This is a genomic window from Arthrobacter sp. NPDC097144 (assembly GCF_044762205.1).
Taxonomy (GTDB): Bacteria; Actinomycetota; Actinomycetes; order Actinomycetales; family Micrococcaceae; genus Arthrobacter_B.
The window spans coordinates 45,385-67,802 of record NZ_JBIWDW010000003.1 but is presented as its reverse complement, the minus strand read 5'-3'; the positions used below and the strand labels follow the sequence as shown (position 1 = coordinate 67,802).

The window sequence follows — 22,418 nt, the reverse complement described above, 5'->3', positions numbered from 1 at the left end:
GGCACGACACTCGTTAGGAGGAGGCGGCGCCCGCAGGGGAGGTGCTGTTTTGGGCCACTACGGCTGCCGTGGCTTCGGCAATCGCCTCTTCCTCATCGGTGGGAACCACCAGGACGGGAATCGCCGAATCCGGGGTGCTGATGAGCCGCGCCCCGGATCCCCGGGTGCGGTTCGCCTCAGTGTCCAGGGAGATCCCCAGGGCGCCGAGACGCTTCACCGTCAGCTCTCGGAATTCCCAGGCGTTTTCACCGATTCCGGCCGTAAAGACAAGAGCCTGGGCGCCGCCCACGGCCACATGGTAGGCACCGATGTACTTGGCGAGGCGGTAGGCAGCGATGTCCAGGGCCATGGCAGCCTGTTCGTTTCCGCCGGCCGCAACCTCCGTCAGCGTCCGCATGTCCGACGCTCCGCCCAGCGCCAGCAGCCCGGATTCCCGGTTCAGCAGGTCATCAAGGGTGTCCGCGTCATAGCCTTCCCGGAGCAGGAACACCAGGATGGACGGATCAACATCGCCGCTGCGCGTGCCCATGACCAGCCCCTCCAGGGGAGTGAAGCCCATGGAGGTGTCGATGCTTTTGCCGTCCTTGATTGCGGCAACCGATGCTCCGTTGCCCAGGTGGGCGATCACGCCGTCAAACCGGTCCGGTTCAATGCCCAGGAAACGGGCTGCGGCCGGAGCCACGAACCCGTAGCTGGTCCCGTGGAATCCGTATCGGCGAATCCCGTACTTCCGGTAGAGGCTGTTGGGGAGGGCATAACGCCACGCCTCCTCCGGCAGCGTGCGGTGGAAGGCGGTGTCGAAGACGGCCACCTGGGGGATCTTGGGCCACTTGTCGTGCACGGCCCGGATTCCCCGGGCGCTCGCGGGGTTGTGCAGGGGGGCCAGCGGGCTGAGCCGCTCAATGGAGCGGACAATCTCATTGTTGATCAGTACGGGTTCGCTGAAGCGCTCACCGCCGTGAACCACCCGGTGCCCGACGGCGTCCACCTCCCGGCCGCCGAGCGCAGCAGGCAGGCGGGAGCTGAGTTCTTCCAGGGCGGCCCCGTGGTCCGGTACCGGCGCCTCGCCGATCCGGTCGATAATCCCCTTGGTCAGGAGTTCGCCGCTCCCGGTGTCCCGGACCTGGTATTTCAGGGACGAGGATCCGGAATTGATGACCAGTACCAGCATCAGCCCTCCTGGGCTTGGACCGCGGTGATGGCCACGGTGTTGACGATGTCTTCAACGGTGCAGCCCCGGGAGAGGTCGTTGACCGGTTTGCGCAGCCCCTGCAGGATGGGGCCCACGGCCACTGCGCCGGCTGACTGCTGAACAGCCTTGTACGTGTTGTTGCCGGTGTTGAGGTCGGGAAAAATGAAAACGGTGGCGTGCCCGGCCACATGGGATCCGGGCAGCTTCGACGCCGCAGTAGTGGCGTCCACCGCGGCGTCGTACTGGATGGGACCTTCCACGGGGAGATCGGGACGGCGGCTGCGAACCAGTTCGGTTGCCTCGCGCACCATCTCCACCGATTCCCCCTTGCCCGAAGCCCCCGTGGAGTAGGACAGCATGGCCACCCGCGGGGTCACACCGAATTTCCCCGCGGTGTCCGCAGAAGCCAGGGCGATGTCTGCCAGCTGCTTGGCGTCCGGATCCGGGTTCACGGCGCAGTCCCCGTACACCAGCACGCGGTCCTGTAGCAGCATGAGGAACACCGAGGACACAATGTCCACGCCGTCCTTGGTGCGGATGAATTCCAGCGCCGGACGGATGGTGTTGGAAGTGGTGTGGGCGGCACCGGAGACCATTCCGTCCACGCGGCCCAGATGGACCATCATGGTTCCGAAATATGCCCCGTGGAGCATACGATCACGGGCGTCTTCCAGCGTGACGCCCTTCTTAGCCCGAAGAACTGCGTATTCGCGGGCAAAATCGTCCCGCAGTCCGCTGGTGGCGGGGTTGATGATGGTGGTTCCGCTGAGGTCGATGCCCTCGCTGGCGGCCAGTTCGCGGACCTGCCCTTCGGGTCCCAGCAGGGTCAGTGCGCACACATCGCGGCGCTGCAGGATTTCCGCGGCCCGGAGCACCCGGGTGTCCAGGCCCTCGGGCAGGACAATGTGCTTGCGCTGCGAGCGGGCGCGGACAATGAGCTCATTCAGGAACCGGAGCGGCGTGGTTTTCTCCGGCCGGGGCAGTTCCAGCCGCTCAAGGAGCTCATGCTCATCCACGTGCCGGGTCCACACTCCCAGGGCAGCCGCAACCTTCCGCCGCTGCCCGGATGCTATCTCGCCGCGGACCCGGCTGACCTTGCGGGCCGAGGTGTAGGTGTCTTCCTCCACGGCGAAGATCGGGAACGGAGCCTGGGACAGCAGGGCCAGGATGCCGGCATCAATGGGCAGGCCCCCGGTCAGGACCATGCCGCTGGGCACCGGAAACTCCGGTGCGACGGCGGAGGCCAGGGCGGCCACCATGACGTCCGCGCGGTCGCTCGGGGCGATGACCAGGTTGCCGTGCTCCAGCTGCGAAATAAAGTTCCCCACGGTCATGGCCGCCACCTTGATGCCAACAACGTCCCGCTCCAGCGACGCGCTGCCGGCCACCTGGCGGGCGTTCAGGGCTTTGGCAACCTCGGACATGGACGGCTGGGAAATTTCGTTGAGTTCCGGCATCACATACACCGGCCGGCCGGATGCACCCGGCCGCACAGCGGCACGGACCTCATCCAACACCTCCGGATCGGCGCGGTTCACCATCATGGCCAGCAGGTCGCAGCGGGCGGTGCTGAGCTCGTGGCGGGCCAGGTCCACGGCGTCGGCCGTCTCAGCAACGCTCATCTCCCGGGCGTTCACCACGGCAACCACCACGGCTCCCAGGTTGTTCGCGAGGCGGGCGTTCAAATCGAACTCGAGAGCGACGTCGTGCCCCGACAGATCAGTGCCCTCAATGATCACCACGTCGCAGTGCGCTGCCACCTCGTTGTAGATGGCCATGCAGCGTGAATCCACTTCACCGCGTTCGCCCGCCACCAGGAGGGCGCGCAGTTCCTTGCGGGTCAGGCCGCCGCGGCTCGTCTCCGTGGTGAGGTTGAATTTGCGCTGCATCAGCCGCACCATGGGGTCCTCCGCCGGCTCGGTACCTTCCACGATCGGACGGAAGAATCCCACCCGGTCCGCATGGCGCAGCAGCATGTCGGCAAGGCCAAGCGTGACCAGGGATTTTCCGGAACCCGGGGTCATGGCACTGATGTAGATTCCACGGGCCATGATGTTGTCCGATCTGTGGGGCTTCAGGATTGCAGGAGCGGCGCGGCGGCCCCATCCGGCACAGCCGGACAGTGTGGTCCCCAGCACTTCTAACATCCTCCCAAATGCACCGCGCAGTAGCTAGCTGACATGCTTGACCGGTGCTTCGCAGGCCGCTTCGCTGCCCCGCTGGCCGGCTGCCGTGTCTCACGATGTGGGATTAAACTGGGGAGTAACGGCCTGAAGCCTACGATTGGTCGGTAGTTTTGACGGAAAAACCGAGCACAAGGACCGCTGTGAGCCTCTTCCGAACCAAGCCCATCGAGGATTCCCTCGCCGACGCCGATGAACCGGGGCGACGGCTTAAACGCTCCCTGACCACCTGGGATCTGATGATCATGGGTGTGGCAGTGGCCGTGGGCGCCGGCATCTTCTCAGTGGGCGCCAAAGCAGCCGCAAACTTCTCCGGACCGGCCGTCACCCTGTCCTTTGTCCTCGCCGCGCTCACCTGCGCGCTGGCCATCATGTGTTACGCCGAGTTTGCCACCGCCATTCCGGTTGCCGGATCGGCCTACGTCTTTACGTACGCGACAATGGGCGAATTTATTGCCTGGATCATCGGCTGGAACCTGATCCTGGAACTGTTCACCGCGGCGGCCGTGATCGCCAAGTACTGGGGCATTTACCTCAGCGAGGTGTTCAAGCTGCTGGGCCTGGATATTCCGGCCACTCTGGATCTGGGCCCCGTGGACCTGACCTGGGGGCCCCTTCTGATCGTGGCGGTCTTCACCGTTCTGCTGGTGATGGGCACCAAGCTGTCCGCGCAGGTGGGCAACGTCTTCACGCTGATCAAGGTGGGCGTGGTGCTGTTCGTCATTGTCGCCGGCTTCTTCTACGTCAAGGCAGAGAACTACACCCCGTTCATCCCGGACAGCGTTTCCACCGAGGGTGCGGGAGCCCAGGGCGTCATGGAACAGTCCCTGTTCTCCTTCCTCACCGGCGCAGCGCCGGCGCAGTACGGCACGCTGGGCGTCTTTGCCGGCGCCGCGATCGTGTTCTTCGCGTTCATTGGGTTCGACGTCGTTGCCACCTCGGCCGAAGAAGTGAAGGACCCGGGCAAGACCCTGCCGCGCGGTATCTTCGCAGGCCTGGCAGTGGTCACGCTGCTCTACATCGGTGTTTCCCTCGCCCTGACCGGCATGGTTCCCTACACGGAGCTCGCGGCCGCAGAAGCGCCGAACCTGGCAACGGCGTTCACTCTGGTGGGCAACCCCTGGGCGGCACAGGTTATTGCGGTCGGTTCATTGATCGGCCTCACCACGGTCATCATGGTCCTGCTTATGGGCCTTGCCCGGGTGGTGCTGGCCATGAGCCGCGACGGGCTGCTGCCGCGCCAGCTGTCCCGCACGAGCGACAAGCATGCAACGCCTGCCCGCCTGCAGATCCTCTGCGGCACGCTGGTGGCGCTGGTGGCCGGATTCACGCAGGTGGACGTGTTGGAGGAAATGATCAACATCGGCACGCTTTCCGCCTTTGTGGTGGTCAGCCTCGGCGTGCTGGTGCTGCGCCGCAAGCGCCCGGACCTCAGGCCCGCCTTCCGCGTCCCCTTCGGCCCGGTGATCCCGGTGCTCTCAGCCCTGCTGTGCCTGTACCTGATGACCAACCTGGCCGTGGAAACGTGGATCTACTTTGCCGGCTGGCTGCTGATCGGGTTCCTGCTGTACTTCGCCTACGGGCAGCGGCATTCCCGGCTGAATGAGAAGTTTGCGGATGTCCGGCAGGCAGAGCGGGATGCCCGTGCCGATCGGCTGGAGCGCGAACAGGCGTCCCCCTCGCCGGAGGCCTGACCCGGCTCACCGGTTCCGCCGCGCTTGCCTGCGGCGGAACCGGTGAGCAGACTGGGGGCATGTTGATTGCCTTTTCAGTTGCTCCGTCCGGCATTGGTCCGGACACTCCCGCAGGCCCTGAAGCAGCGGACGCATCGGTGCACGACGCCGTTGCCGCGGCCGTCCGGATTGTCCGTGAATCCGGGCTGCCGAACCGCACGGACGCCATGTTCACCACAGTGGAGGGTGAATGGGACGAGGTGATGGACGTGGTGCGCCGCGCAACGGAAGCTGTGGGCCGTTACGGCAGCCGCGTGTCCCTGGTCCTCAAGGCGGACATCCGGCCGGGGCACACCGGCGAGCTTGACGGCAAGGTGGAACGTCTGGAGGCGGCCCTGGGCCGCTCCCGCCCGGCGGCCGGCTGATCCCCGCCCGGCGGCCGGCTCGAACCGGCCCTGGGGTTGGTCAAGCCTAAACTGGAGGCATGACGCTTATCCCCAGCACGACGACGTCGGCCGGTTCCTTCCGGGCCATCCGGACCTACGGGACGGCCGCCTGATGGGCCGGCAGCGGCCGGGGAAGGCAACCGCGGACGCCCCCGGGACGGGAGGCCCCTCCTCTCCCGGACCCGTGGCCGGAACCTATCCGGTGGACACCGGTACCTGCGAACTCATCCCGGACCAGTTCAATCCCAACGGCTGGATCCTGAAGGTCAACGGCGTCCACAGCTCACACATTGATATTGCGGATCCCCGCCAGCTCGATTTTGAATACATGCGGTGGATCGCGGCCCTGGTGGACACCCACTGGGAAGCCGACGCCAAGCTGCGGGCCCTGCATCTGGGCGGTGCCGCATGTTCCATGGCCCGCTACTTCGCCGCCGGCTACCCCAACGCCCGGCAGGTGGTGGTGGAACTGGACGGCCGCCTGGCCGAACTTGTACGCGCCTGGTTTGATCTTCCCCGTGCGCCGCTGATGCGCCTGCGTGTGGGTGAAGCGCGCGAGGTGACCGAAACGCTGCACGATGACAGCCGTGACTTGGTGATCCGCGACGTCTTCGCCGGAGCCAAGACCCCGCTGCCGCTGACCACGCTCGAATTTACGGCGCAGGCGGCCCGGGTGCTGTCTCCGGGCGGGCTGTACATCATCAACTGCGGCGATACCCCGGACCTGCGCGGTGCGCGCCGTGAAGCTGCAGCGGTGTGCGAGGTTTTTGCCCACACCGCCATTGTGGCGGACCCGGCCATGCTCAAGGGGCGGAGGTACGGCAACATGATCATCGCCGGCTCCGACCTGCCCTTCGCCGGCCACCCGTCCCTTCCCCGGACGCTGCTCGGCGGCGGGGTTCCGGCCCATTTGTGGGATGACTCGCAGGTGAGGGCCTTTGCCGCCGGAACCCGGCCCCTCACCGACGGGCAGGCCGCGGCCGGCTAAGAACCGCCGCCGGGACCTTCAGGGCCGGCTGGAACCGCAGGCTGGATACTCCGGCAACACAAAGGCCGCCCGATACGCGTCATGCGTTTCGGGCGGCCTTTGCCAGCTGGCGGGGGAGCTAGACGCCGAGGACGGAGGACACGGCGCCCACGGAGAAGAACAGCACAAACGCTGCGGCAACCACGTACATCAGCGGATGGACTTCCTTGCCCCGTCCCTGGAAGAGACGGATCACGGCGAAGGTTACGAAGCCTGCGCCCAGGCCCGTGGCGATGGAGTAGGTGAACGGCATCAGGACGATTGTGAGGAACGCCGGAATGGCCAGCCCGATGTCGCTCCAGTCGATCTTGCCGACCTGGGACACCATCAGGAATCCCACCACCACCAGTGCGGGGGCAACGGCCTCAAAGGGCACCAGGTAGATCAGCGGGGTCAGGAACATTGCGATGATGAACAGCACGCCGGTGACCACGGAGGCCAGGCCGGTGCGGGCACCTTCGGCAATACCGGAACCGGATTCCACAAAAAGCTGGTTGGAGGAAACGCCCGCGGCACCGCCGGCTACGGCGCCGGCTGCATCCACCAGGAGCACGCGGTCAACGTTCGGGATGTTGCCGTCCTTATCGATGGAACCGGCCGCGGAGGCCAGGCCCACCATGGTGCCCATGGCGTCAAAGAAAATGCTGAGCAGGATCACGAAGGTGAGCAGGGACGCCGCAACAACCCCGAGGGTCTGGAAGGAGCCGAAGACGCTGACCTTGCCGATCAGGGAAAGATCGGGAGCCGCCCACTGCGGCATGCTCGGGGTGACCAGCGACCAGCCGGTTTCCACACCGGCGCCCTGGGAGCCCGGGGAGGCAACTTTCTCGATGATCACGGCGAGGACGGTGGAGACCACGATGCCAATGAGGATGGCGCCCCTGACGTTGCGGGACATCAGGACGATGGTGAGGATCAGGCCAACCACGAAGACCAGGCTCGGCCAGCCCAGCAGCTGTCCGCCGGTGCCCAGTTCAAGCGGAACGGTGGTGCCGGATGCGTCGGGGATGCGGCGGACAAAGCCCGCGTTCACAAAGCCCAGCAGTGCAATGAACATGCCGATGCCGACGACGATTGCCGTTTTGAGGCTGGCCGGAACGGCTTTGAAGACGGCGGTCCGGAAACCGGTCAGGACCAGAATGAACATGGTCACGCCGGACAGCAGGATCAGGCCCATGACGTCAGGCCAGGTCAGTCCCGGATTGGTGGCCACGGTCGCGGCGACGAAGGCGTTGACGCCCAACCCGGTCGCGAGCGCAAACGGGTGCTTGGCCCAGGCCCCCATGATGATGGTCAGTACACCGGCAACCAGGGCCGTGGCTGCTGCGACGGCGGGACCGGCCAGCGTATTTCCGGCGGAATCAGGACCGCCGAGGATGAGCGGGTTCAGGACCACGATGTAACTCATGGCGAAAAATGTGGCCAAACCACCCCGGACTTCGCGGGAGACCGATGAACCCCGTTTGGAGATTTCAAAATACCGGTCCAGCTTTGAACCTTGTTTGAGCATGACGCATCCTCTGAATGGGTGGTGGCTTTGAGGGTAAGAAAAACCCGCCATTCGATCTTATCGCGAGGACTCAGCCGTCCCGGGGGGTCAGGAAGCGGTGACGGGCGCGGAAAACGTGAGATTCATCCCCTTTGCGGGGTGGCCGGGGAGCTAAGCGGTGCCGGTGCGCAGAGCGGCATATCCGGAGAGTGCGCTGTTCCGAACGGCTATTTCCTCTGCCGCCCGTTTGGCGGAACGGGCGAGTTCCCTGGTGGGGCAGGCCAGTGCTTCGCCGGCGCCCACCACGTACAAACCCGCATTGCGCAGGGCGTTCCGCAGATCCGCGCCGGCCGAGAACCCGAGGGAGCGGACGAGGCCCAGGAGGGCCCTCTTTCCACAGCCGGTGAGCACCACGGCATCCGCCAGGAGGACGCCCTCATGCGTGTGGATGGCCCATTTGGTTGTTCCGGGGACGGGGACCGGAACTCCGGAGCCGCTGAGCAGGCCCAAGCCCTGCGCGGCAGTGCCGGCCCGGATGTCCAGTGAATGTCCGGCTGCATAACCGTGCAGCAGGCGCAGCAGTTCTGCACGCTCGGGAAGACTTCCGGTGTCCCGGACCGCAGAGTGGGCGGACTCGGTGTCATGCGCCAGACCATTCAGGACGATTGCTTCGACGCCCTGCCGGCTCAGCTCGCTGGCCACCGCCAGTCCGCTCAGTCCGCAGCCAATAACGACGGCGGCTGTTACTTCCGTGTGCGGCCCGCCTGCCGTGGAACTGCCGGAAGTCGTACCGGCCGGCGTGCCAGCCGAAATGGCCGTCCCCATGCCCCTGCCCGTGCCGGTGCCGGTGCCGGCCGCTTTGCCCTTCCGCGCTCTACCCACTGAGGCAACCCCCTGACGTGGATCAAGGCTGCACGGAACGGCGCCTCTTCCGCTCCTGCAGTTGGACGCCCCACGGCTTGAGCGGGCGTTCTCCGGTTGTGCTGCCCGAAGCCTATCCGTGTTTTGAACCTCTGTGTAGTGCCGGTTTCGGCGTGTTCCGGACGGCCGGGTTCACCGGGGATGGAGCGTTGTAGGCTACGGATGGAATCACTGTGCGGGCGTTCAGGGAAGCGCATCGGCAGCCGTGAATGGACTGGGAGGGGACGGCACTGTGAGCGGTTCAGTATGGAATGAGGACAGCGGACTGGAGGCGTCGCCCGGCGTCGTCGTGGGAGTGGACGGATCCGATCAGAGCATTTGCGCCCTTGTGTGGGCGGCGAAGGAGGCTGAACGGCGGCGAAGTCCGCTGCACGTGGTCACCGCCTACACCGTGCCCATCTTTGCGGCCTCGTCCATGGATGCCGGCTACACGACCATGGACGACGCGATTATCCGCGAGGGCGCACAGGCAGTGCTGGACAAGGCACTTGAACGCATCAGCGGCCACAACATTGAAGTTTTTCCGCGGGTGGAAACCGGAGACGCGTCGGCTGTGCTGCTGGAACTTTCCGAAGAAGCGGACCTGATGGTTGTGGGCTCCCGCGGCCGCGGCGGCTTTGTGGGGCGCCTGCTGGGCTCTGTCTCCAGCGCGCTGCCCGCCCATGCCAAGTGCCCCACGGTGGTGGTTCCGCTGCGGACCGCGGGCCGTCTGCCCGAGGCCGGAGTCCGGCCCCCCGCCGGAGCGCCCACCGTGCAGACCGTCGAGGATGTGGTGGTGGTGGGTGTTGACGGTTCCGAACAGGGGCGCGCAGCGTCCCTCGTTGCCGCTGAAGAGGCGAAGGACCGCGGGCTTCCCCTGCAGATCCTGTGCGCGCTGCCTCCCTTCAGCGGTTCCCTTGCCTGGGTTCCCGCCCCGATGGACGTTGCGGCCCTGCACGAGGAACTTGCCGAGCAGCTCCGGGCCGGCCAGGCCTGGCTGCAGAGCCATTTCCCCGACGTGCCGATGTCCGTCCAGCTCCTTGACGGCGCCCCGGCGGAAATCCTGATCGACCGGACCGCTGATGTGGAGCTCCTGGTGATGGGAACCCGCGGCCGCGGCGGTTTTGCCGGGATGCTGATGGGCTCCACCAGCCAAAGCGTGCTGCACCATGCCAAAGGTCCGGTGATGGTTGTTCCGGACCACGAGGACCCGCGCCTTAATGACCGGGCGTCGTTCGGGCCCCTGCCCGAAGTGTGAGCGCAGCTGTTCCGGTCAGGCGTGCTGCTGCCCCTCGTGGACAGCATGGCTGGCCGGTTCCAGCTGGAAAGTGCAGTGCTCGGTATCGAAGTGTTCGCTGAGGCATGACGTCAGCCGGTCCAGCAGCTGGTCCATCCGTTCGGACGTGAGGTGGTCGTCGTCAACCACCACGTGCGCCGAGAACACGGGAACGCCGGAGGTGATGGTCCAGATGTGGATATCGTGGGCGTCCGAAATGCCGTCCACCCGCACAATGTGGTTTCGGATCATTTCCGTATCCACGCCCTGCGGGGTGGCTTCAAGCAGGACGTCGATGACTTCCTTCAGGAGCGACCAGGCCCGCGGCAGGATCATGAGGGCGATGAGGATGGACGCCCAGGAGTCCGCCTGCTGGTATCCGGTGAGCATGATGATGATGGCGGACACCACCACGGCGGCTGATCCCAGCAGATCGCCCAGAACCTCCAAATAAGCGCCGCGCACGTTCAGGCTTTCTTTGCGGCCGCTGTGCAGCACCAGCAGGGAGGCAAAGTTTGCCAGCCCGCCCACAAGGGCGGCAGTGAGCATGAGCCCGGTGTGCACGTCCGGTTCCGTCCCGAACCGGCGGATGGCTTCAATGAAAATGACGGTGGCGATGACAATCAGCAGTACTGCGTTGGCCAGGGCGGCCAGGACTTCCGCGCGCTGATAGCCGTAGGTGCGGCGCTTGGTGGCCGGACGGGTGGCGATCCACGCCGCGAGCAGCGCAATGGAGACGCCTGCAGCGTCGGAAAGCATGTGGCCGGCGTCGGCCAGCAGTGCCAGCGACCCGGACAGCACGGCGCCGGCAACCTGGAGGAAAACAACGCTGAGGGTAATGACAAAAACGATCAGCAGTTTGCGCCGGTGCCTGCCGGTTGCGGTGCCCGCGGGCAGTCCGTGGCTGTGGCCGTGATGATCTCCCATGCCTTAAGGCTAGCTACCCCCAGCCGAGTTCATGCAGCCGCTCATCATCGATGCCGAAATGGTGGGCCACCTCGTGGATCACTGTGATGCGGATTTCATCCACCAGCTCCTCCCGGGTGGAACACATCCGCATCAGCGGCCCGCGGAAAATGACAATGCGGTCCGGGAGTGAGCCGGCGTCCCACCAGGAGTCGCGTTCCGTCAGGGGAGTGCCCTCGTAAAGTCCGAGCAGCTCGGTTTCCGGATCCTCGCCGGGGCGGGGTTCATATTCGTCCTCAATGAAGATGGCCACGTTGTTCATGGCGGCAGCAAGGTCCGCGGGGATGGAATCGATGGCGTCATCCACGGCAGTTTCAAAATCGTCCGGAAGCATGTCTATTGGCACCCAAGCCACTCTAGTGCGGTGCCGGGTTCGAGGCCCCGACCAGCTCGTTTTGCTGTTTGCCCCAACAGGCCCTATAGTTTTATGAGTCCACAGGGGCGCAAACGAACGGAATCTTCCGCTTCCAAGCGTTCCCGGTGTGTTCTAAAGGCCCCCATCGTCTAGCGGCCTAGGACACCGCCCTTTCACGGCGGCGGCACGGGTTCGAATCCCGTTGGGGGTACTCAGGAGTGGTAATTGGACCGGCGAAATGCTGGTAGAGTTTACACTCGTGAAAAGCAAGGCCCTGTAGCGCAGTTGGTTAGCGCGCCGCCCTGTCACGGCGGAGGTCGCGGGTTCGAGTCCCGTCAGGGTCGCTCAGATTTTCTGAAGCGATTTGGAAGATCTCGGTGATCATCGGTTGCGATGATGCCCGGCTCTGTAGCTCAGTTGGTAGAGCGTTCGACTGAAAATCGAAAGGTCACCGGATCGACGCCGGTCGGAGCCACCAGCTAAAACCCCGGACTTACGAGTCCGGGGTTTTTCTTTGCCCGGAGGCCGGTGCTTCTCTTCCCAAAACTCTCCCCGCTGCGTTTGACTGGTCCGAAATCAACTTTCGGAGGCAAAGATGGCGACGGATGCGCAGGATTTTACCGGGGATGCCGCGGCTCATCATCAGAGTGAGGATCTGAGCGAAACCGAATGCTGGGCGCTGCTGGCCGGCGGCGGGATCGGACGGGTGGCGTACCAGGAGAACGGTCGGGTGCTCGTATTTCCGGTCCATTACGTGGTGCAGGACCAGTCGGTGTACTTCCGCACTTCCCGCGGAGGTGCCCTGGGCAGCGGATCGGAATCGTGGAACGCGTCCTTTCAGATTGATGACCATGACCCCGCACGCATGGACGGATGGTCGGTCCTGCTCAGCGGACGTGCTTCGGCAGTTGTGGATCCGGACCTGCTGACCGAACTTTGGGGCCGCCGCATGGATGAGCCGTGGGGCGGCGGTCAGCGCGATGTTTTCATCAGCATTGCCCCCGGCATCCTTACCGGCCGCCGCGTGGGCTTGCGGTGAACGGCTCCCGGGGCATTACCTGCCCAAAAACAAGGGCTGCAGGATACGCTGGGCAGCATGGATGACGCCGTAAATCAGAATTATTCCGCTGCCCCGGGCGGCCCCGCCCCAGCTGGCCCCGGTGCTGCGGCAGCCCACCGGATGCCGCAGCGCGCCCCCCTTGCAACCCCGGCCGGTGACGCCGGAACCGTAATTGGCGGGAAGACCGCCATCAGCGAGCAGGCCGTTGCCAAGATAGCCGCCATTGCGGCCCGGTCCGTGGACGGCGTCTTTGCCCTGGGAACGGGCAGCGGATCCGGAAGGGCATTGGGCGCTGTCCGGGATGCGGTGGGCGTCTCCAGTGCCACACAGGGTGTCCATGTGGAAGTAGGCGACACCGAAGTGGCGGTGGACGTGACTCTGGTGGCGGTTTACGGGACGCCGCTGACCCGCATTGCGGACAACGTCCGGGCGTCGGTTTATTCCGCCGTGGAATCCCTGGTGGGCCTGCGGGTGGTGGAAGTGAACGTTGACGTCAGCGACGTGCAGATCCCCGGCGCAGCCGAAGGCCGTTCCGACAAGCCGAGGACCGGCTCCGCGCCGGTTTAGCGAAGGCCCCGCAGCGGTATCCGGTATAGGGTCGAAGAAGAGTTCGGGATCACCGTCATGAGGCAGGAATAATGAAACCAACCGTAACGGGCATGGCGATCGGGGCTGTCCTGGCTTTCACCGCCCTGATTTTTGATTTTTGGGGATTCCTGCTGATGGCACTGTTTATTGCAGCAGGGGCCCTCTTCGGCAGGGCGGCCGAGGGCAAAGTGGATTTCCGCACCGTCCGCGATGCGCTGACCGGACGCCGTTCGTCCTCGTGAGCCGTGCAGTCCCGGTGATTACCCAGGTGCTTGAGCACAATTCCGCCCTTGCCGGGCACAACCGCATCAGTACGCAGGCACTGACCTCCACGGCCAAGGCGGCAGCTGCGGAATTCTTTCGGGTGCCCCCGGCCCAGATCCGGGTGTCCTGGTCCGATGACCAGGGCATGCTGGCCCTCTCACTGGCGCTGCCCGCGTCCCTGCCGCCGCTGACCCGCATTGCCGCCGATCCGGGCCTCGTGGACCGTGTCGGCGGATCGGTCTGGGACCGCGCGCACGAAGCCAAAGCGCTCCTGAAGGACAAGGTGACCGAACTGACCGGCTCACTGGTTTCCAGGGTGAACGTGCGCATCACGGGCGTTCAGGTCGATGAAGGAAGCAGGGTCCGGTGAGCGGCAGGGATATCCGCACGCAGCGGATCGTACGCCGTGAAACCCATGCCAGCCGGGCCGCTGCGTCCGTGGTTGTGGTTATTCTGGGCATTCTCTTTTTCCTGTATGTCCTGCTGGAAGCAACACTGCAGGCACTGGGCCAGGATCCCTGGCTAACGGATCCCGGTGCCCTGGGCAGCTGGCTGGCGCGCCTGCCGGCAGAAACCGACTCCGCCGTCCTTGGGCTCAGCGGACTGCTGATCCTGCTGGCGGGACTCGTCTTATTCCTGCAGGCTGTCCTGCCCGGCCGCCGGCCGCGCTATGCCCTGCCGAACCCGCGCGCCGCCGTCGTGGTGGACGCCGAAGTGCTGGCCTCTTCACTGGCACGGTGCGCCCGGCTTACCGCGGGGGTCAGCCCCGAGCAGGTGCTGGTCACCGTGGGCCGGTCCCGGGTGGATGTCCGGATCCGCCCAACCTCCGGCGTCCCGGTGAGTGAAGAGGCAGTACGGGATGCCGTGGCCGAAGAATTGCAGCTGACGGGGCTGGATCCGCAGCCGGAAGTGCGCGTCTCGGTTTCCACAGCGGGGGTGATCGGGCAGTGAACCGGACTCCGCGGGTGGTGAACCGTGTCCTGCTGGGGCTGCTGGGCCTGATCCTGATGGGCATCGGCGGCGGCCTGCTCTGGATCAGCTTTGACGGCGATGCCGCCCGCCGCTGGCAGTCCTTTGCCCCCGGAGTGGTGGACCGGCTCCGAACCTTTGGTGCGGAAACGGCGCTGCCCGGGCAGTCCCGGAGCTGGATCTGGGTGTTGCTGGTCGTGCTGATGCTGGTGGCGATTGTGTTGCTGGTCCTGTGGGCGGCGGCCCAGGGCCGGGGCCGCAGCGGAACCCTGGTGTCGGAAGACGACGACGACGGCGCACCCGGCCGCGTTGCCCTCAGCAGCGCTGTGGCGGAACAGGCGCTGCGGGCTGCGCTGCAGGAGGATCCGGATGTGGCCGCAGCAGTCGTAAGCACCTACGACATCCGGGGCAGCTCAGCGCTGCGGATCCGCATTAACCCCCGGCACGGCGCTGCACCCCACCTGATTGCGGCCGATGCCACACGCCTGGTCGAGGCGCTGGACGCCGCACTTGGACGCCAAACGGTGGTGCTGATCAGTATCGACGCCGGACGCAAGCTGCGGTTCAGCCGGGAGGACCGCGTCCGGTAAAACGCGGTCCGGGTCCGTCAGCTCGCGCGGGCCAGCTGACGGATCGGAATCCAGCGGTTCGCCAGTCTCCGGTAGGACGCGGCGGCGCCGGTCATGTCCCCTTCGGCGAGGGATTCAATGCCCAGCCGGACGTCCGAGGGGGAGTCGTCAGGGAAAACGAGGTCCGCCACGGGGCCGTAATCGAGCTCCAGCACGGCATCCTCCGAAAAGACTTCCAGCCAGTTGGTCAGCTCGTCGAGCTCGTCCAGCAGGTCCAGCTCGGGTGCGGCCAGCGCCAGCGCGGCGGTGGCACGGCGGGCACGGTCCAGGCACTGGGCAACGGGGGCGGAGAGCCGCACGGTCTGGACCTTTCCGTCATCCTCCACCACCTCGCTGTGGTCCTCCTCATGCAGAAGCACAAACCAGCCGAACGGCACACCCCAGGTAGCGGACCGGGTGTGCAGCCGCGCCAGCGAGTCGGCAAAGGAATCGGGGTCTATGCGTGCGGCATGCGCCTCCCGGGCCACCTCGGGCACCAGCACGTCCACGAGCGGGCCGCGGATGCTTTCGCCCAGCGACTCCGCAGCGAGCGAGGTCCGGACGGCGAGCTGGTTGGGGCAGTACAGCGGGCGGGTGGAGCCTTCATGGCCGGGGTAGTGCAGCACCCGCACCAGGTCCGTGGAACCGTGCGGGAACGGGTCCGACACCGCACGGACCAGCCGCCGGACGGCGTCGGCGCGCTCCAGGACTTCCGTTTCATGGCGGCCCCGTGCACGCTGTTCCAGGATGACCAGCTGCTGGTCGTCGTCGAACACGTCCAGCGGCTCGTAGACACGCAGGTGGGACACGTAGGGGAACGTGCGGTACAGGGAGCGCTGGGGGTGCGCGCTCATGGTCAGTCCAGCTCCACCATCACGGGAGCGTGGTCTGACGCGCCCTTGCCTTTGCGCTCCTCACGATCAATGGAAGCGCCGGTAACGCGGGAGGCAAAAGCGGGAGAGCCGAGGATGAAGTCGATGCGCATGCCTTCCTTCTTCGGGAAACGCAGCTGCGTGTAGTCCCAGTAAGTATAGACACCGGGGCCGGGTGTATAGGGGCGGACGACGTCGGTGAATCCGGCGTCGAGGAACGCCTGGAATGCCGCCCGCTCCGGCTCGGTGATGTGGGTGGCGTTCTGGGCGCGGAACCAGTCAATGTCCCACACGTCCTCATCCCGGGGAGCGATGTTCCAGTCGCCCATCAGTGCCAGCGGCAGCTCCGGGTTTTCCTTGATCCAGCCTGCGGCCTGGTCCTTCAGGACATCCAGCCACTGCAGCTTGTACGGCATGTGCGGATCCCCCACTGCCCGCCCGTTGGGCACGTACAGGCTCCAGACGCGGACGCCGTTGCAGGTGGCGCCGATTGCGCGGGCCTCCGTGGCGGTGGTTGCCTCGGTCTTCCCGAACGCAGGCTGGCCCGGGAAGGTGCGCTCGACGTCGTCGAGCCCCACCCGGGAGGCGATGGCCACGCCGTTCCACTGGCTCAGGCCAAAATGCGCCACTTCATAGCCGTTGTTCTCAAAGATTTCCCACGGAAAATTCTCGTCCTTGGCCTTGGTTTCCTGTATGGCCAGGACATCGGCGTCGGAGCGCCGCAGCCACGCCTCAACGCGGTCGGCACGGGCACGGATGGAGTTCACGTTCCAGGTAGCAATCTTCACCCTTGCTACGTTACCGAATGTGCGCCCCGATCAGGGCATGCTTTCAGGCTTCCACCAGGAGTCCAGAATGCTGACGGGAACGGTGCGCTTGTGCCGGGTCATCAGGAACCGGCGTTCAATCTTCTCCGCGGCCTCCTCGGGAACCTCCCGGCCTTCAAGGTAATCGTCGATGGTGTCGTAGCTGATTCCCAGCTCCGTCTCATCGGTCTGGCCCGGGGCGTCATCCAGCAGGTCCGCCGTGGGAGCCTTGTGCACCAGGAGCTCCGGAGCTCCGAGCTCGGTCAGCAGCTGCCGGTTCTGGCGCTTGTTCAAGCCGAACAGCGGCAGGACATCCGCTCCGCCGTCGCCGTACTTCGTGAAGAAGCCGGTGACGGATTCCGCCCCGTGGTCCGTTCCAACCACCAGCAGGTTGTGCTGGCCTGCCACAGCGTACTGGGCGGTCATCCGGGCCCGGGCCTTGATGTTGCCCTTGTTGAAATCACTGATCCGCTCGCCGCTCATCTTCACGTACTCCTCCTCATAGCCGTCAACGGCCGGAGCAACGTTGTAGACCCAGGAGAGGCTGGGGCGGATGAACTCCAGTGCCGCCTGGGCATCCGCCTCATCATGCTGGACCTGGTACGGCAGGCGCAGGGCAATGAACTGCGCCTCGGTCCCCTCGGCGCGGAGTTCATCGACGGCCAGCTGGGCCAGGCGGCCCGCCAGCGTGGAGTCGATTCCCCCGCTGATTCCCAGGACAAAACCGCCGGTGCGGGAGGCTGCCAGGTAGGACTTCAGGAAATCCACTCGGCGGCGGATTTCCGCAGCGGCATCGATGGTGGGCTGCACGCCCATTTCGGCGATGATTTCAGCTTGTAGTTGGCGCATGTGATCCACCCTATATCTCCCGTCATAGCTCTGTCCCGGCCGGGCACTCGGCTAGGATGAAAGCCATGACTGCGCCTGTTCTTCCCGCCGCCCGTGCCCGCCTCCTGGATTTGATCAGCGAATTGGCCGTGGTCCGCGGCAAGGTCATTCTTTCCTCCGGTGCGGAGGCCGACTACTACATTGACCTGCGCCGCATCACCCTGCACCACGAAGCCTCCCAGCTGGTGGGTGACGTGATGCTGGACCTGATCGACGGAGCGGGCATTTCCTTCGAGAGCGCCGGCGGTCTGACCATGGGTGCGGACCCGGTGGCAACGGCCGTCATGAATGCCGGTGCCCGCGCCGGCCGGCCGATTGACGCCTTTGTGGTGCGCAAGGCCCAGAAGTCCTACGGCATGGGCCGCCAGGTTGAGGGCCCCGACGTTGCCGGCCGCAACGTGGTGGTCCTGGAAGACACATCCACCACCGGCGGATCAGCGCTGGCAGCCGTGGAAGGTGTCCGCCGGGCCGGCGGAAACGTGGTGGCCGTTGCCGTGATCGTGGACCGGGACACCGGATCGAAGGAGCGCATTGAAGCCGAAGCCGGCGTGCCCTACCTGTATGCCTTCGGCAAGGATGAGCTGGGCCTGGACTAGGCCCGGCAGGGGCCGGCTGCGGGAACCGGTCCGCTTGTGGGTCCGCCCGTGAGCCCGCACGGAAACGAAGATCCGGCGGAGTTCCTGCGGACCGCGGCCAATCTCAAGCGATTCTCCCGCCGCCGGTTCCTGGCCGGGAGCGTCCTGGGGCTGACGCTGGCCTCGGACCTGTTCGTGACCCGGCTGATCCAGCGGTACCGGGAGGACCTGGAGATCCTGCGTGTCCGCGACGAGACAGCCGAACGGCGCTTTCCCGCCGCCACCTGGTTCCTCTTTCCCGGCTATAAGACCAGCTGGGAAGAGGCGGTCTGGATCCTGAATTCCCTGCGCCCGGCACTCACCCTGCGGGGGCAGCTGGCCGGCATCGGATATTCCAACCGGGGCCTGGACGTGGAAGACATTGTTGCCGCCGTGTTCCGGTACATCCGTATTCATCAGATGCGGCGCATCTACTTCTACGGGCACAGTTTTGGCGGCATGCTGGCCGTACAGGTGGCGGCCCGGCTGCGGGAGCGCGGCATCGCCGTCGAACTGATCATCCTGGACTCCAGCCCGGCCGCGGGCGCGGATGTCCTGGACCATGACATGTTTGAAGGGGCGGTGGCCCTGTACGACGCCGGCTACCGGATCCCCAGCGTGGTGCGCGGCGGATACGAGCTGGGTGAGCGGGTGCTGCACAAACATGAACGCACCTGGCGCACCGTGGCGGACCAGACCCTGGAACAGCTCTCCCCGCTGGCACCGTCCACCACGCTGATCCAGTCGCAGGCGTCCTACATTTACCACTACGACGCGCGGCGCTACGCGGATTCCCTGGGCGGCACGTCCCTGGCCTTCATCGGGAATCCGGACGACCGCACGGTGAACTACCAAAGCACCCGTGAGGGATGGGCTGCCGCGTTTCCGAAGAACCTGGTGTCCGACTCCCTGGTGACCGAGGGTGCCGGACCGGCGCATGCCAGCCCGCAGTGGAATCCGGGTGTTTACCAGCGCGTGGTGGGTGAAGTGCTGCGGCTGTACTCGCCCGCGGAGCGGGGCGGCGGCCTGAAGTCCGTGTTCTAGGATCCGGTTCCTAAGCTGGCGAACGCCGGCCGCCTGCCGGACTACACCGTGCTGATCAGGTCCGAGACCGAGTTGACGATCTGGGTGGGCCGGAACGGATAGGAATTGATGTCTTCGCGCTGGGTGATGCCGCTAAGGACCAGGACGGTGGTCAGCCCGGCCTCGATGCCCGCAATGATGTCCGTGTCCATCCGGTCACCGATCATTGCGGTGCTTTCTGAATGCGCATCGATCTTGCGCATCGCGGAGCGGAACATCATGGGGTTGGGCTTGCCCACAATATAGGGCTTCATGTTGGTGGCGGCGGTGATCAGGGCCGCGATGGCTCCGGTGGCCGGCAGCGGGCCTTCCGGGGACGGGCCGGTGACGTCGGGATTGGTGGCGATAAAGCGCGCGCCTCCCATGATCAGGCGGATGGCCTTGGTGATGGTGCCGAAGGAATAGGTGCGGGTTTCGCCCAGCACCACATAGTCCGGGTTGGTGTCCGTGAGGATCATTCCGGCTTCATGCAGGGCAGTGGTGAGCCCGGCTTCGCCCACCACGAAGCAGCGTCCCGGTACACCGGCGTTCTTGACCTGGTCCTTCAGGAACTCGGCCGTGGCCAGCGCCGACGTCCACAGGTTTTCCTCGGGGATTTCCAGGCCGGAGGCATGCAGCCGGGCCGCGAGGTCCCGCGGAGTGTAAATCGAGTTGTTGGTCAGCACCAGGAACCGCTTGGAGGTGGCCACCCAACGGTCAATGAGTTCGGCTGCACCCGGAATGGGATTGTTCTCATGGACCAGGACGCCGTCCATGTCCGTCAGCCAGCATTCAATGTTCTCGTTTTCGCCCACATTGTTCCTTTTCAGTTCACACCGACGGGTGTTCCCGGTCTCATCGCTCGTTGCCGCGATCGTGCGGTCCAGTCTTTCACCTTACGCTTGAAGGGTGATAGAGAGCGTTGAGCAATTGCCGGAGCCGCCCGTGGAAACAGTTGAAACTGCGCCTGCGCACCAGGTGGGCGTAGGCCCGTGGGAAGGTCCGCTCCCTGAGGGCGACCATTGGGACCCGGAGCTGCTGGCCAACGGCGACGCCCGCAACGTGGTGGACGAGTACCGCTACTGGAACCACGAGGCAATCGTGGCGGACCTGGACACCAAGCGGCATCCGTTCCACGTTGCCATCGAGAACTGGCAGCATGACTTCAACATTGGCACAGTGGTGCGCACCGCCAATGCCTTCATGGCCAAGGAAGTGCACATCATCGGACGACGGCGCTGGAACCGCCGCGGAGCCATGGTCACCGACCGCTACCAGCACGTGCGCCACCACCCCACGGTGGAGGACTTCGTGGAATGGGCGCGGAGCGAGGACCTGCACATCATCGGCATCGACAACTTTCCGGACTCCGTGCCGCTGGAGACCTACGAATTGCCGGAAAACTGTGTCCTGGTGTTTGGGCAGGAGGGACCGGGCCTCAGCGCGGAGGTCCACGCAGCCGCGGAGGCCACCCTTTCCATCGCCCAATTTGGCTCCACCCGTTCCATCAATGCCGGCTCGGCAGCGGCTATTGCAATGCACGGCTGGATCCGGCGCCATGTCTTCGGCCAAAAGGTAAATTGACGAAAAAGGGACGCCCTTTTGTTCCTTGTGGCGCCGTGGTCCGTTCCCCGGTGACATGACCTGCTGCCGGACGGATACTTGTGGCTAGGATGTAGGAAGCCAATGAGGGCCCCGGCCCTGCCGCTATCGACTTTGGAGTCAGCATGCCTATTGCAACCCCTGAGATTTATGCCGAGATGATCGACCGCGCGAAGGCCGGGGGATTCGCCTACCCGGCCGTGAACGTCACCTCGTCCCAAACGCTTAACGCCGCGCTTGCAGGGTTTGCGGAGGCAGGCTCGGACGGCATCGTCCAGGTTTCCACCGGCGGGGCCGCCTACTGGTCCGGCGCCAAGATCAAGAACATGGTCACCGGCTCGCTGGCGTTCGCGGCCTACGCCCGCGAAGTTGCCAAGAGCTACAACGTGAACATCGCCCTGCACACGGACCACTGCCCCAAGGACAAACTGGACGACTTTGTCCTTCCCCTCCTCGCGGCCTCCGAAGCAGCGGTCAAGCGCGGCGAAGATCCCATCTTCAACTCCCACATGTGGGACGGCTCGGCTGAAACCCTCGAGGACAACCTGCGCATCGCCCAGGAGCTGCTGGCCCGCACCCACGCCGCCAAGATGATCCTCGAGGTGGAAATCGGCACTGTCGGCGGTGAGGAAGACGGCGTGGAGAACGCCATCAACGAAAAGCTCTACACCACGGTGGCCGACGGCATGAAGACCATCGAGGCCTTGGGCGCCGGTGACAAGGGCCGCTACCTGACCGCCCTGACCTTCGGCAACGTCCACGGCGTGTACAAGCCCGGCGGCGTGAAGCTGCGTCCGGAAATCCTCAAGGACATCCAGGATGCCGTGGGCGAATCCATCGGCCGCGAACGCCCGTTTGACCTGGTTTTCCACGGCGGTTCCGGCTCCTCGGCGCAGGAAATCGCGGACGCCGTGTCCTACGGCGTGGTGAAGATGAACATCGACACCGACACCCAGTACGCGTACACCCGTCCCGTGGTGGACCACATGTTCCGCAACTACGACGGCGTCCTGAAGGTCGACGGCGAAGTTGGCAACAAGAAGCAGTACGACCCGCGCGTGTGGGGTGCCTCGGCGGAAGCCGGCATGTCCGCCCGTGTGGTGGAAGCAGCACAGAACCTAGGATCGGCAGGCAAGTCCCTCTAATGTCAGATGAATTCCGCAAGAACCTGCTCGGACCAGAGCCCACCTACCTGCCCGAGGAGTCCGACGTCGTCGCACGCCTTGAAGCCGGCGATGAGGCCTTGGACCTGGCAGCGAAACACCCCACTTCTTCACAGGTCTGGGCCATCCTGGCCGACGAGGCCTTCGACGAAGGGCGCACCATCGAGTCCTACGCCTACGCGCGGGTGGGCTACCACCGCGGTCTGGATGCGCTGCGCCGCTCCGGATGGCGCGGTGCGGGACCCATCCCCTGGGAGCACGTTCCCAACCAGGGCTTCCTGCGTGCGCTGTACGCCCTCGGCCGTGCAGCAGCGGCCATCGGCGAGTCCGAGGAAGTGGACCGTATTACCAAGTTCCTGAATGAATCGGACCCGCAGGCGAAGGTTGCCATTGAAGGACGCGAGTCCTGACCCTG

25 protein-coding genes and 3 tRNA genes are annotated in these 22,418 nt (G+C 65.3%); 18 read left to right on the top strand and 10 right to left on the bottom strand.

Annotation, left to right across the window (positions count from 1 at the left end; translation table 11 throughout):
* Window positions 1–13: 13 nt before the first annotated feature.
* Window positions 14–1,171 (bottom strand): acetate/propionate family kinase, encoded by a 1,158-nt coding sequence (locus ACIQXM_RS07310; protein WP_400929771.1) that lies wholly within the window; start codon window positions 1,169–1,171, stop codon window positions 14–16.
* The gene (gene pta, locus ACIQXM_RS07305; RefSeq protein ID WP_400929768.1) at window positions 1,171–3,243 is read right to left on the bottom strand and encodes a phosphate acetyltransferase; all 2,073 of its coding nucleotides are present in this window, start codon (window positions 3,241–3,243) and stop codon (window positions 1,171–1,173) included. Before pta ends, ACIQXM_RS07310 begins: the two co-directional genes overlap by 1 nt.
* Window positions 3,244–3,518: 275 nt before the next feature.
* Between pta and ACIQXM_RS07300 the strand changes: the two genes are divergently transcribed.
* The 3 genes from ACIQXM_RS07300 to ACIQXM_RS07290 all read left to right on the top strand — a co-directional run bounded on the left by ACIQXM_RS07300 (window position 3,519) and on the right by ACIQXM_RS07290 (window position 6,482).
* Window positions 3,519–5,069, top strand: a complete 1,551-nt coding sequence (locus ACIQXM_RS07300; RefSeq protein WP_400929765.1) for an APC family permease — start codon at window positions 3,519–3,521, stop codon at window positions 5,067–5,069.
* A 59-nt stretch (window positions 5,070–5,128) separates the two neighbouring features.
* Window positions 5,129–5,473, top strand: coding sequence for an MTH1187 family thiamine-binding protein (locus ACIQXM_RS07295; RefSeq protein WP_400929763.1), 345 nt, complete (start codon window positions 5,129–5,131; stop codon window positions 5,471–5,473).
* Window positions 5,474–5,606: 133 nt separating this feature from the next.
* Window positions 5,607–6,482, top strand: coding sequence for a spermidine synthase (locus tag ACIQXM_RS07290; protein WP_400929760.1), 876 nt, complete (start codon window positions 5,607–5,609; stop codon window positions 6,480–6,482).
* A 118-nt stretch (window positions 6,483–6,600) separates the two neighbouring features.
* Here ACIQXM_RS07290 and ACIQXM_RS07285 read toward each other — a convergent pair whose 3' ends face one another.
* Together ACIQXM_RS07285 and ACIQXM_RS07280 are read right to left on the bottom strand one after the other, a co-directional pair.
* Entirely contained in the window at window positions 6,601–8,031 is a 1,431-nt protein-coding gene (locus ACIQXM_RS07285) for an NCS2 family permease (RefSeq protein ID WP_400929757.1), read from the bottom strand.
* Between the two features lie 150 nt (window positions 8,032–8,181).
* Window positions 8,182–8,892 (bottom strand): FAD-binding protein, encoded by a 711-nt coding sequence (locus tag ACIQXM_RS07280; RefSeq protein WP_400929754.1) that lies wholly within the window; start codon window positions 8,890–8,892, stop codon window positions 8,182–8,184.
* Window positions 8,893–9,163: 271 nt separating this feature from the next.
* Between ACIQXM_RS07280 and ACIQXM_RS07275 the strand changes: the two genes are divergently transcribed.
* Window positions 9,164–10,168 (top strand): universal stress protein, encoded by a 1,005-nt coding sequence (locus ACIQXM_RS07275; RefSeq protein WP_400929751.1) that lies wholly within the window; start codon window positions 9,164–9,166, stop codon window positions 10,166–10,168.
* A gap of 15 nt (window positions 10,169–10,183) precedes the next feature.
* Here ACIQXM_RS07275 and ACIQXM_RS07270 read toward each other — a convergent pair whose 3' ends face one another.
* On the bottom strand, window positions 10,184–11,113 hold the full coding sequence (locus ACIQXM_RS07270) for a cation diffusion facilitator family transporter (protein WP_400929748.1): 930 nt from the start codon (window positions 11,111–11,113) through the stop codon (window positions 10,184–10,186).
* Between the two features lie 13 nt (window positions 11,114–11,126).
* A complete protein-coding gene (locus ACIQXM_RS07265) occupies window positions 11,127–11,486 on the bottom strand; it encodes a metallopeptidase family protein (RefSeq protein WP_400930911.1) in 360 nt (119 codons plus the stop codon).
* 159 nt (window positions 11,487–11,645) lie between these two features.
* Between ACIQXM_RS07265 and ACIQXM_RS07260 the strand changes: the two genes are divergently transcribed.
* The 9 genes from ACIQXM_RS07260 to ACIQXM_RS07220 all read left to right on the top strand — a co-directional run bounded on the left by ACIQXM_RS07260 (window position 11,646) and on the right by ACIQXM_RS07220 (window position 14,978).
* Window positions 11,646–11,718: transfer RNA gene (locus tag ACIQXM_RS07260), tRNA-Glu, on the top strand.
* 59 nt (window positions 11,719–11,777) lie between these two features.
* Window positions 11,778–11,851: transfer RNA gene (locus tag ACIQXM_RS07255), tRNA-Asp, on the top strand.
* Window positions 11,852–11,909: 58 nt separating this feature from the next.
* Window positions 11,910–11,985, top strand: a tRNA-Phe gene (locus tag ACIQXM_RS07250).
* 117 nt (window positions 11,986–12,102) lie between these two features.
* Window positions 12,103–12,546 carry a pyridoxamine 5'-phosphate oxidase family protein gene (locus ACIQXM_RS07245; RefSeq protein ID WP_400929745.1) on the top strand — a complete coding sequence of 148 codons (444 nt, stop codon included), beginning with the start codon at window positions 12,103–12,105 and terminating at the stop codon, window positions 12,544–12,546.
* Between the two features lie 141 nt (window positions 12,547–12,687).
* A complete protein-coding gene (locus ACIQXM_RS07240; protein ID WP_400930909.1) occupies window positions 12,688–13,134 on the top strand; it encodes an Asp23/Gls24 family envelope stress response protein in 447 nt (148 codons plus the stop codon).
* 71 nt (window positions 13,135–13,205) lie between these two features.
* Window positions 13,206–13,397: a hypothetical protein gene (locus ACIQXM_RS07235; protein WP_400929742.1), complete on the top strand. Its 192-nt coding sequence runs from the start codon at window positions 13,206–13,208 to the stop codon at window positions 13,395–13,397.
* Entirely contained in the window at window positions 13,394–13,789 is a 396-nt protein-coding gene (locus ACIQXM_RS07230) for a hypothetical protein (RefSeq protein WP_400929739.1), read from the top strand. The genes ACIQXM_RS07235 and ACIQXM_RS07230 overlap by 4 nt, the downstream gene beginning before the upstream one ends.
* On the top strand, window positions 13,786–14,370 hold the full coding sequence (locus ACIQXM_RS07225) for a DUF6286 domain-containing protein (RefSeq protein ID WP_400929736.1): 585 nt from the start codon (window positions 13,786–13,788) through the stop codon (window positions 14,368–14,370). The genes ACIQXM_RS07230 and ACIQXM_RS07225 overlap by 4 nt, the downstream gene beginning before the upstream one ends.
* Window positions 14,367–14,978, top strand: coding sequence for a hypothetical protein (locus ACIQXM_RS07220; RefSeq protein ID WP_400929733.1), 612 nt, complete (start codon window positions 14,367–14,369; stop codon window positions 14,976–14,978). The genes ACIQXM_RS07225 and ACIQXM_RS07220 overlap by 4 nt, the downstream gene beginning before the upstream one ends.
* A 17-nt stretch (window positions 14,979–14,995) precedes the next feature.
* Here the strand turns inward: ACIQXM_RS07220 and ACIQXM_RS07215 are convergent, their stop codons facing one another.
* From ACIQXM_RS07215 to nadE, 3 genes are read right to left on the bottom strand one after another with little or no spacing between them, the layout of a single operon-like run.
* Window positions 14,996–15,850 (bottom strand): hypothetical protein, encoded by an 855-nt coding sequence (locus ACIQXM_RS07215; protein ID WP_400929730.1) that lies wholly within the window; start codon window positions 15,848–15,850, stop codon window positions 14,996–14,998.
* 2 nt (window positions 15,851–15,852) lie between these two features.
* Window positions 15,853–16,656, bottom strand: a complete 804-nt coding sequence (locus ACIQXM_RS07210; RefSeq protein ID WP_400929728.1) for an exodeoxyribonuclease III — start codon at window positions 16,654–16,656, stop codon at window positions 15,853–15,855.
* A gap of 30 nt (window positions 16,657–16,686) precedes the next feature.
* Window positions 16,687–17,523 carry an ammonia-dependent NAD(+) synthetase gene (gene nadE / locus ACIQXM_RS07205; protein WP_400929725.1) on the bottom strand — a complete coding sequence of 279 codons (837 nt, stop codon included), beginning with the start codon at window positions 17,521–17,523 and terminating at the stop codon, window positions 16,687–16,689.
* A gap of 65 nt (window positions 17,524–17,588) precedes the next feature.
* Between nadE and pyrE the strand changes: the two genes are divergently transcribed.
* Window positions 17,589–18,158, top strand: a complete 570-nt coding sequence (gene pyrE / locus ACIQXM_RS07200) for an orotate phosphoribosyltransferase (protein ID WP_400929722.1) — start codon at window positions 17,589–17,591, stop codon at window positions 18,156–18,158.
* Between the two features lie 48 nt (window positions 18,159–18,206).
* Window positions 18,207–19,220 carry an alpha/beta fold hydrolase gene (locus ACIQXM_RS07195; RefSeq protein ID WP_400929719.1) on the top strand — a complete coding sequence of 338 codons (1,014 nt, stop codon included), beginning with the start codon at window positions 18,207–18,209 and terminating at the stop codon, window positions 19,218–19,220.
* Window positions 19,221–19,261: 41 nt separating this feature from the next.
* Here the strand turns inward: ACIQXM_RS07195 and ACIQXM_RS07190 are convergent, their stop codons facing one another.
* Window positions 19,262–20,014 carry an HAD-IIA family hydrolase gene (locus ACIQXM_RS07190; RefSeq protein WP_400930907.1) on the bottom strand — a complete coding sequence of 251 codons (753 nt, stop codon included), beginning with the start codon at window positions 20,012–20,014 and terminating at the stop codon, window positions 19,262–19,264.
* A gap of 169 nt (window positions 20,015–20,183) precedes the next feature.
* Here ACIQXM_RS07190 and ACIQXM_RS07185 point away from each other — a divergent pair, with 169 nt between their 5' ends.
* The 3 genes from ACIQXM_RS07185 (at window position 20,184) to ACIQXM_RS07175 (ending at window position 22,413) form a co-directional block, all read left to right on the top strand.
* On the top strand, window positions 20,184–20,822 hold the full coding sequence (locus ACIQXM_RS07185) for a TrmH family RNA methyltransferase (protein ID WP_400929716.1): 639 nt from the start codon (window positions 20,184–20,186) through the stop codon (window positions 20,820–20,822).
* A 143-nt stretch (window positions 20,823–20,965) separates the two neighbouring features.
* Window positions 20,966–21,985 carry a class II fructose-bisphosphate aldolase gene (fbaA, locus tag ACIQXM_RS07180; protein ID WP_104053615.1) on the top strand — a complete coding sequence of 340 codons (1,020 nt, stop codon included), beginning with the start codon at window positions 20,966–20,968 and terminating at the stop codon, window positions 21,983–21,985.
* The gene (locus tag ACIQXM_RS07175; RefSeq protein ID WP_400929713.1) at window positions 21,985–22,413 is read left to right on the top strand and encodes a DUF3151 domain-containing protein; all 429 of its coding nucleotides are present in this window, start codon (window positions 21,985–21,987) and stop codon (window positions 22,411–22,413) included. The genes fbaA and ACIQXM_RS07175 overlap by 1 nt, the downstream gene beginning before the upstream one ends.
* Window positions 22,414–22,418: the final 5 nt, after the last annotated feature.

Excerpts from the sequence above, each read along its gene's own strand:
- ACIQXM_RS07270 (WP_400929748.1), bottom strand. The coding sequence starts at position 11,113 with ATGGGAGATCATCACGGCCACAGCCACGGACTGCCCGCGGGCACCGCA.
- ACIQXM_RS07265 (WP_400930911.1), bottom strand. The coding sequence starts at position 11,486 with ATGCTTCCGGACGATTTTGAAACTGCCGTGGATGACGCCATCGATTCC.
- pyrE (WP_400929722.1), top strand. The coding sequence starts at position 17,589 with ATGACTGCGCCTGTTCTTCCCGCCGCCCGTGCCCGCCTCCTGGATTTG.
- ACIQXM_RS07235 (WP_400929742.1), top strand. The coding sequence starts at position 13,206 with ATGAAACCAACCGTAACGGGCATGGCGATCGGGGCTGTCCTGGCTTTC.
- ACIQXM_RS07175 (WP_400929713.1), top strand. The coding sequence starts at position 21,985 with ATGTCAGATGAATTCCGCAAGAACCTGCTCGGACCAGAGCCCACCTAC.
- ACIQXM_RS07190 (WP_400930907.1), bottom strand. The coding sequence starts at position 20,014 with ATGGACGGCGTCCTGGTCCATGAGAACAATCCCATTCCGGGTGCAGCC.
- ACIQXM_RS07310 (WP_400929771.1), bottom strand. The coding sequence starts at position 1,171 with ATGCTGGTACTGGTCATCAATTCCGGATCCTCGTCCCTGAAATACCAG.
- pta (WP_400929768.1), bottom strand. The coding sequence starts at position 3,243 with ATGGCCCGTGGAATCTACATCAGTGCCATGACCCCGGGTTCCGGAAAA.
- ACIQXM_RS07245 (WP_400929745.1), top strand. The coding sequence starts at position 12,103 with ATGGCGACGGATGCGCAGGATTTTACCGGGGATGCCGCGGCTCATCAT.
- ACIQXM_RS07215 (WP_400929730.1), bottom strand. The coding sequence starts at position 15,850 with ATGAGCGCGCACCCCCAGCGCTCCCTGTACCGCACGTTCCCCTACGTG.
- ACIQXM_RS07295 (WP_400929763.1), top strand. The coding sequence starts at position 5,129 with ATGTTGATTGCCTTTTCAGTTGCTCCGTCCGGCATTGGTCCGGACACT.
- nadE (WP_400929725.1), bottom strand. The coding sequence starts at position 17,523 with ATGCGCCAACTACAAGCTGAAATCATCGCCGAAATGGGCGTGCAGCCC.
- ACIQXM_RS07240 (WP_400930909.1), top strand. The coding sequence starts at position 12,688 with ATGCCGCAGCGCGCCCCCCTTGCAACCCCGGCCGGTGACGCCGGAACC.
- ACIQXM_RS07285 (WP_400929757.1), bottom strand. The coding sequence starts at position 8,031 with ATGCTCAAACAAGGTTCAAAGCTGGACCGGTATTTTGAAATCTCCAAA.
- fbaA (WP_104053615.1), top strand. The coding sequence starts at position 20,966 with ATGCCTATTGCAACCCCTGAGATTTATGCCGAGATGATCGACCGCGCG.
- ACIQXM_RS07290 (WP_400929760.1), top strand. The coding sequence starts at position 5,607 with ATGGGCCGGCAGCGGCCGGGGAAGGCAACCGCGGACGCCCCCGGGACG.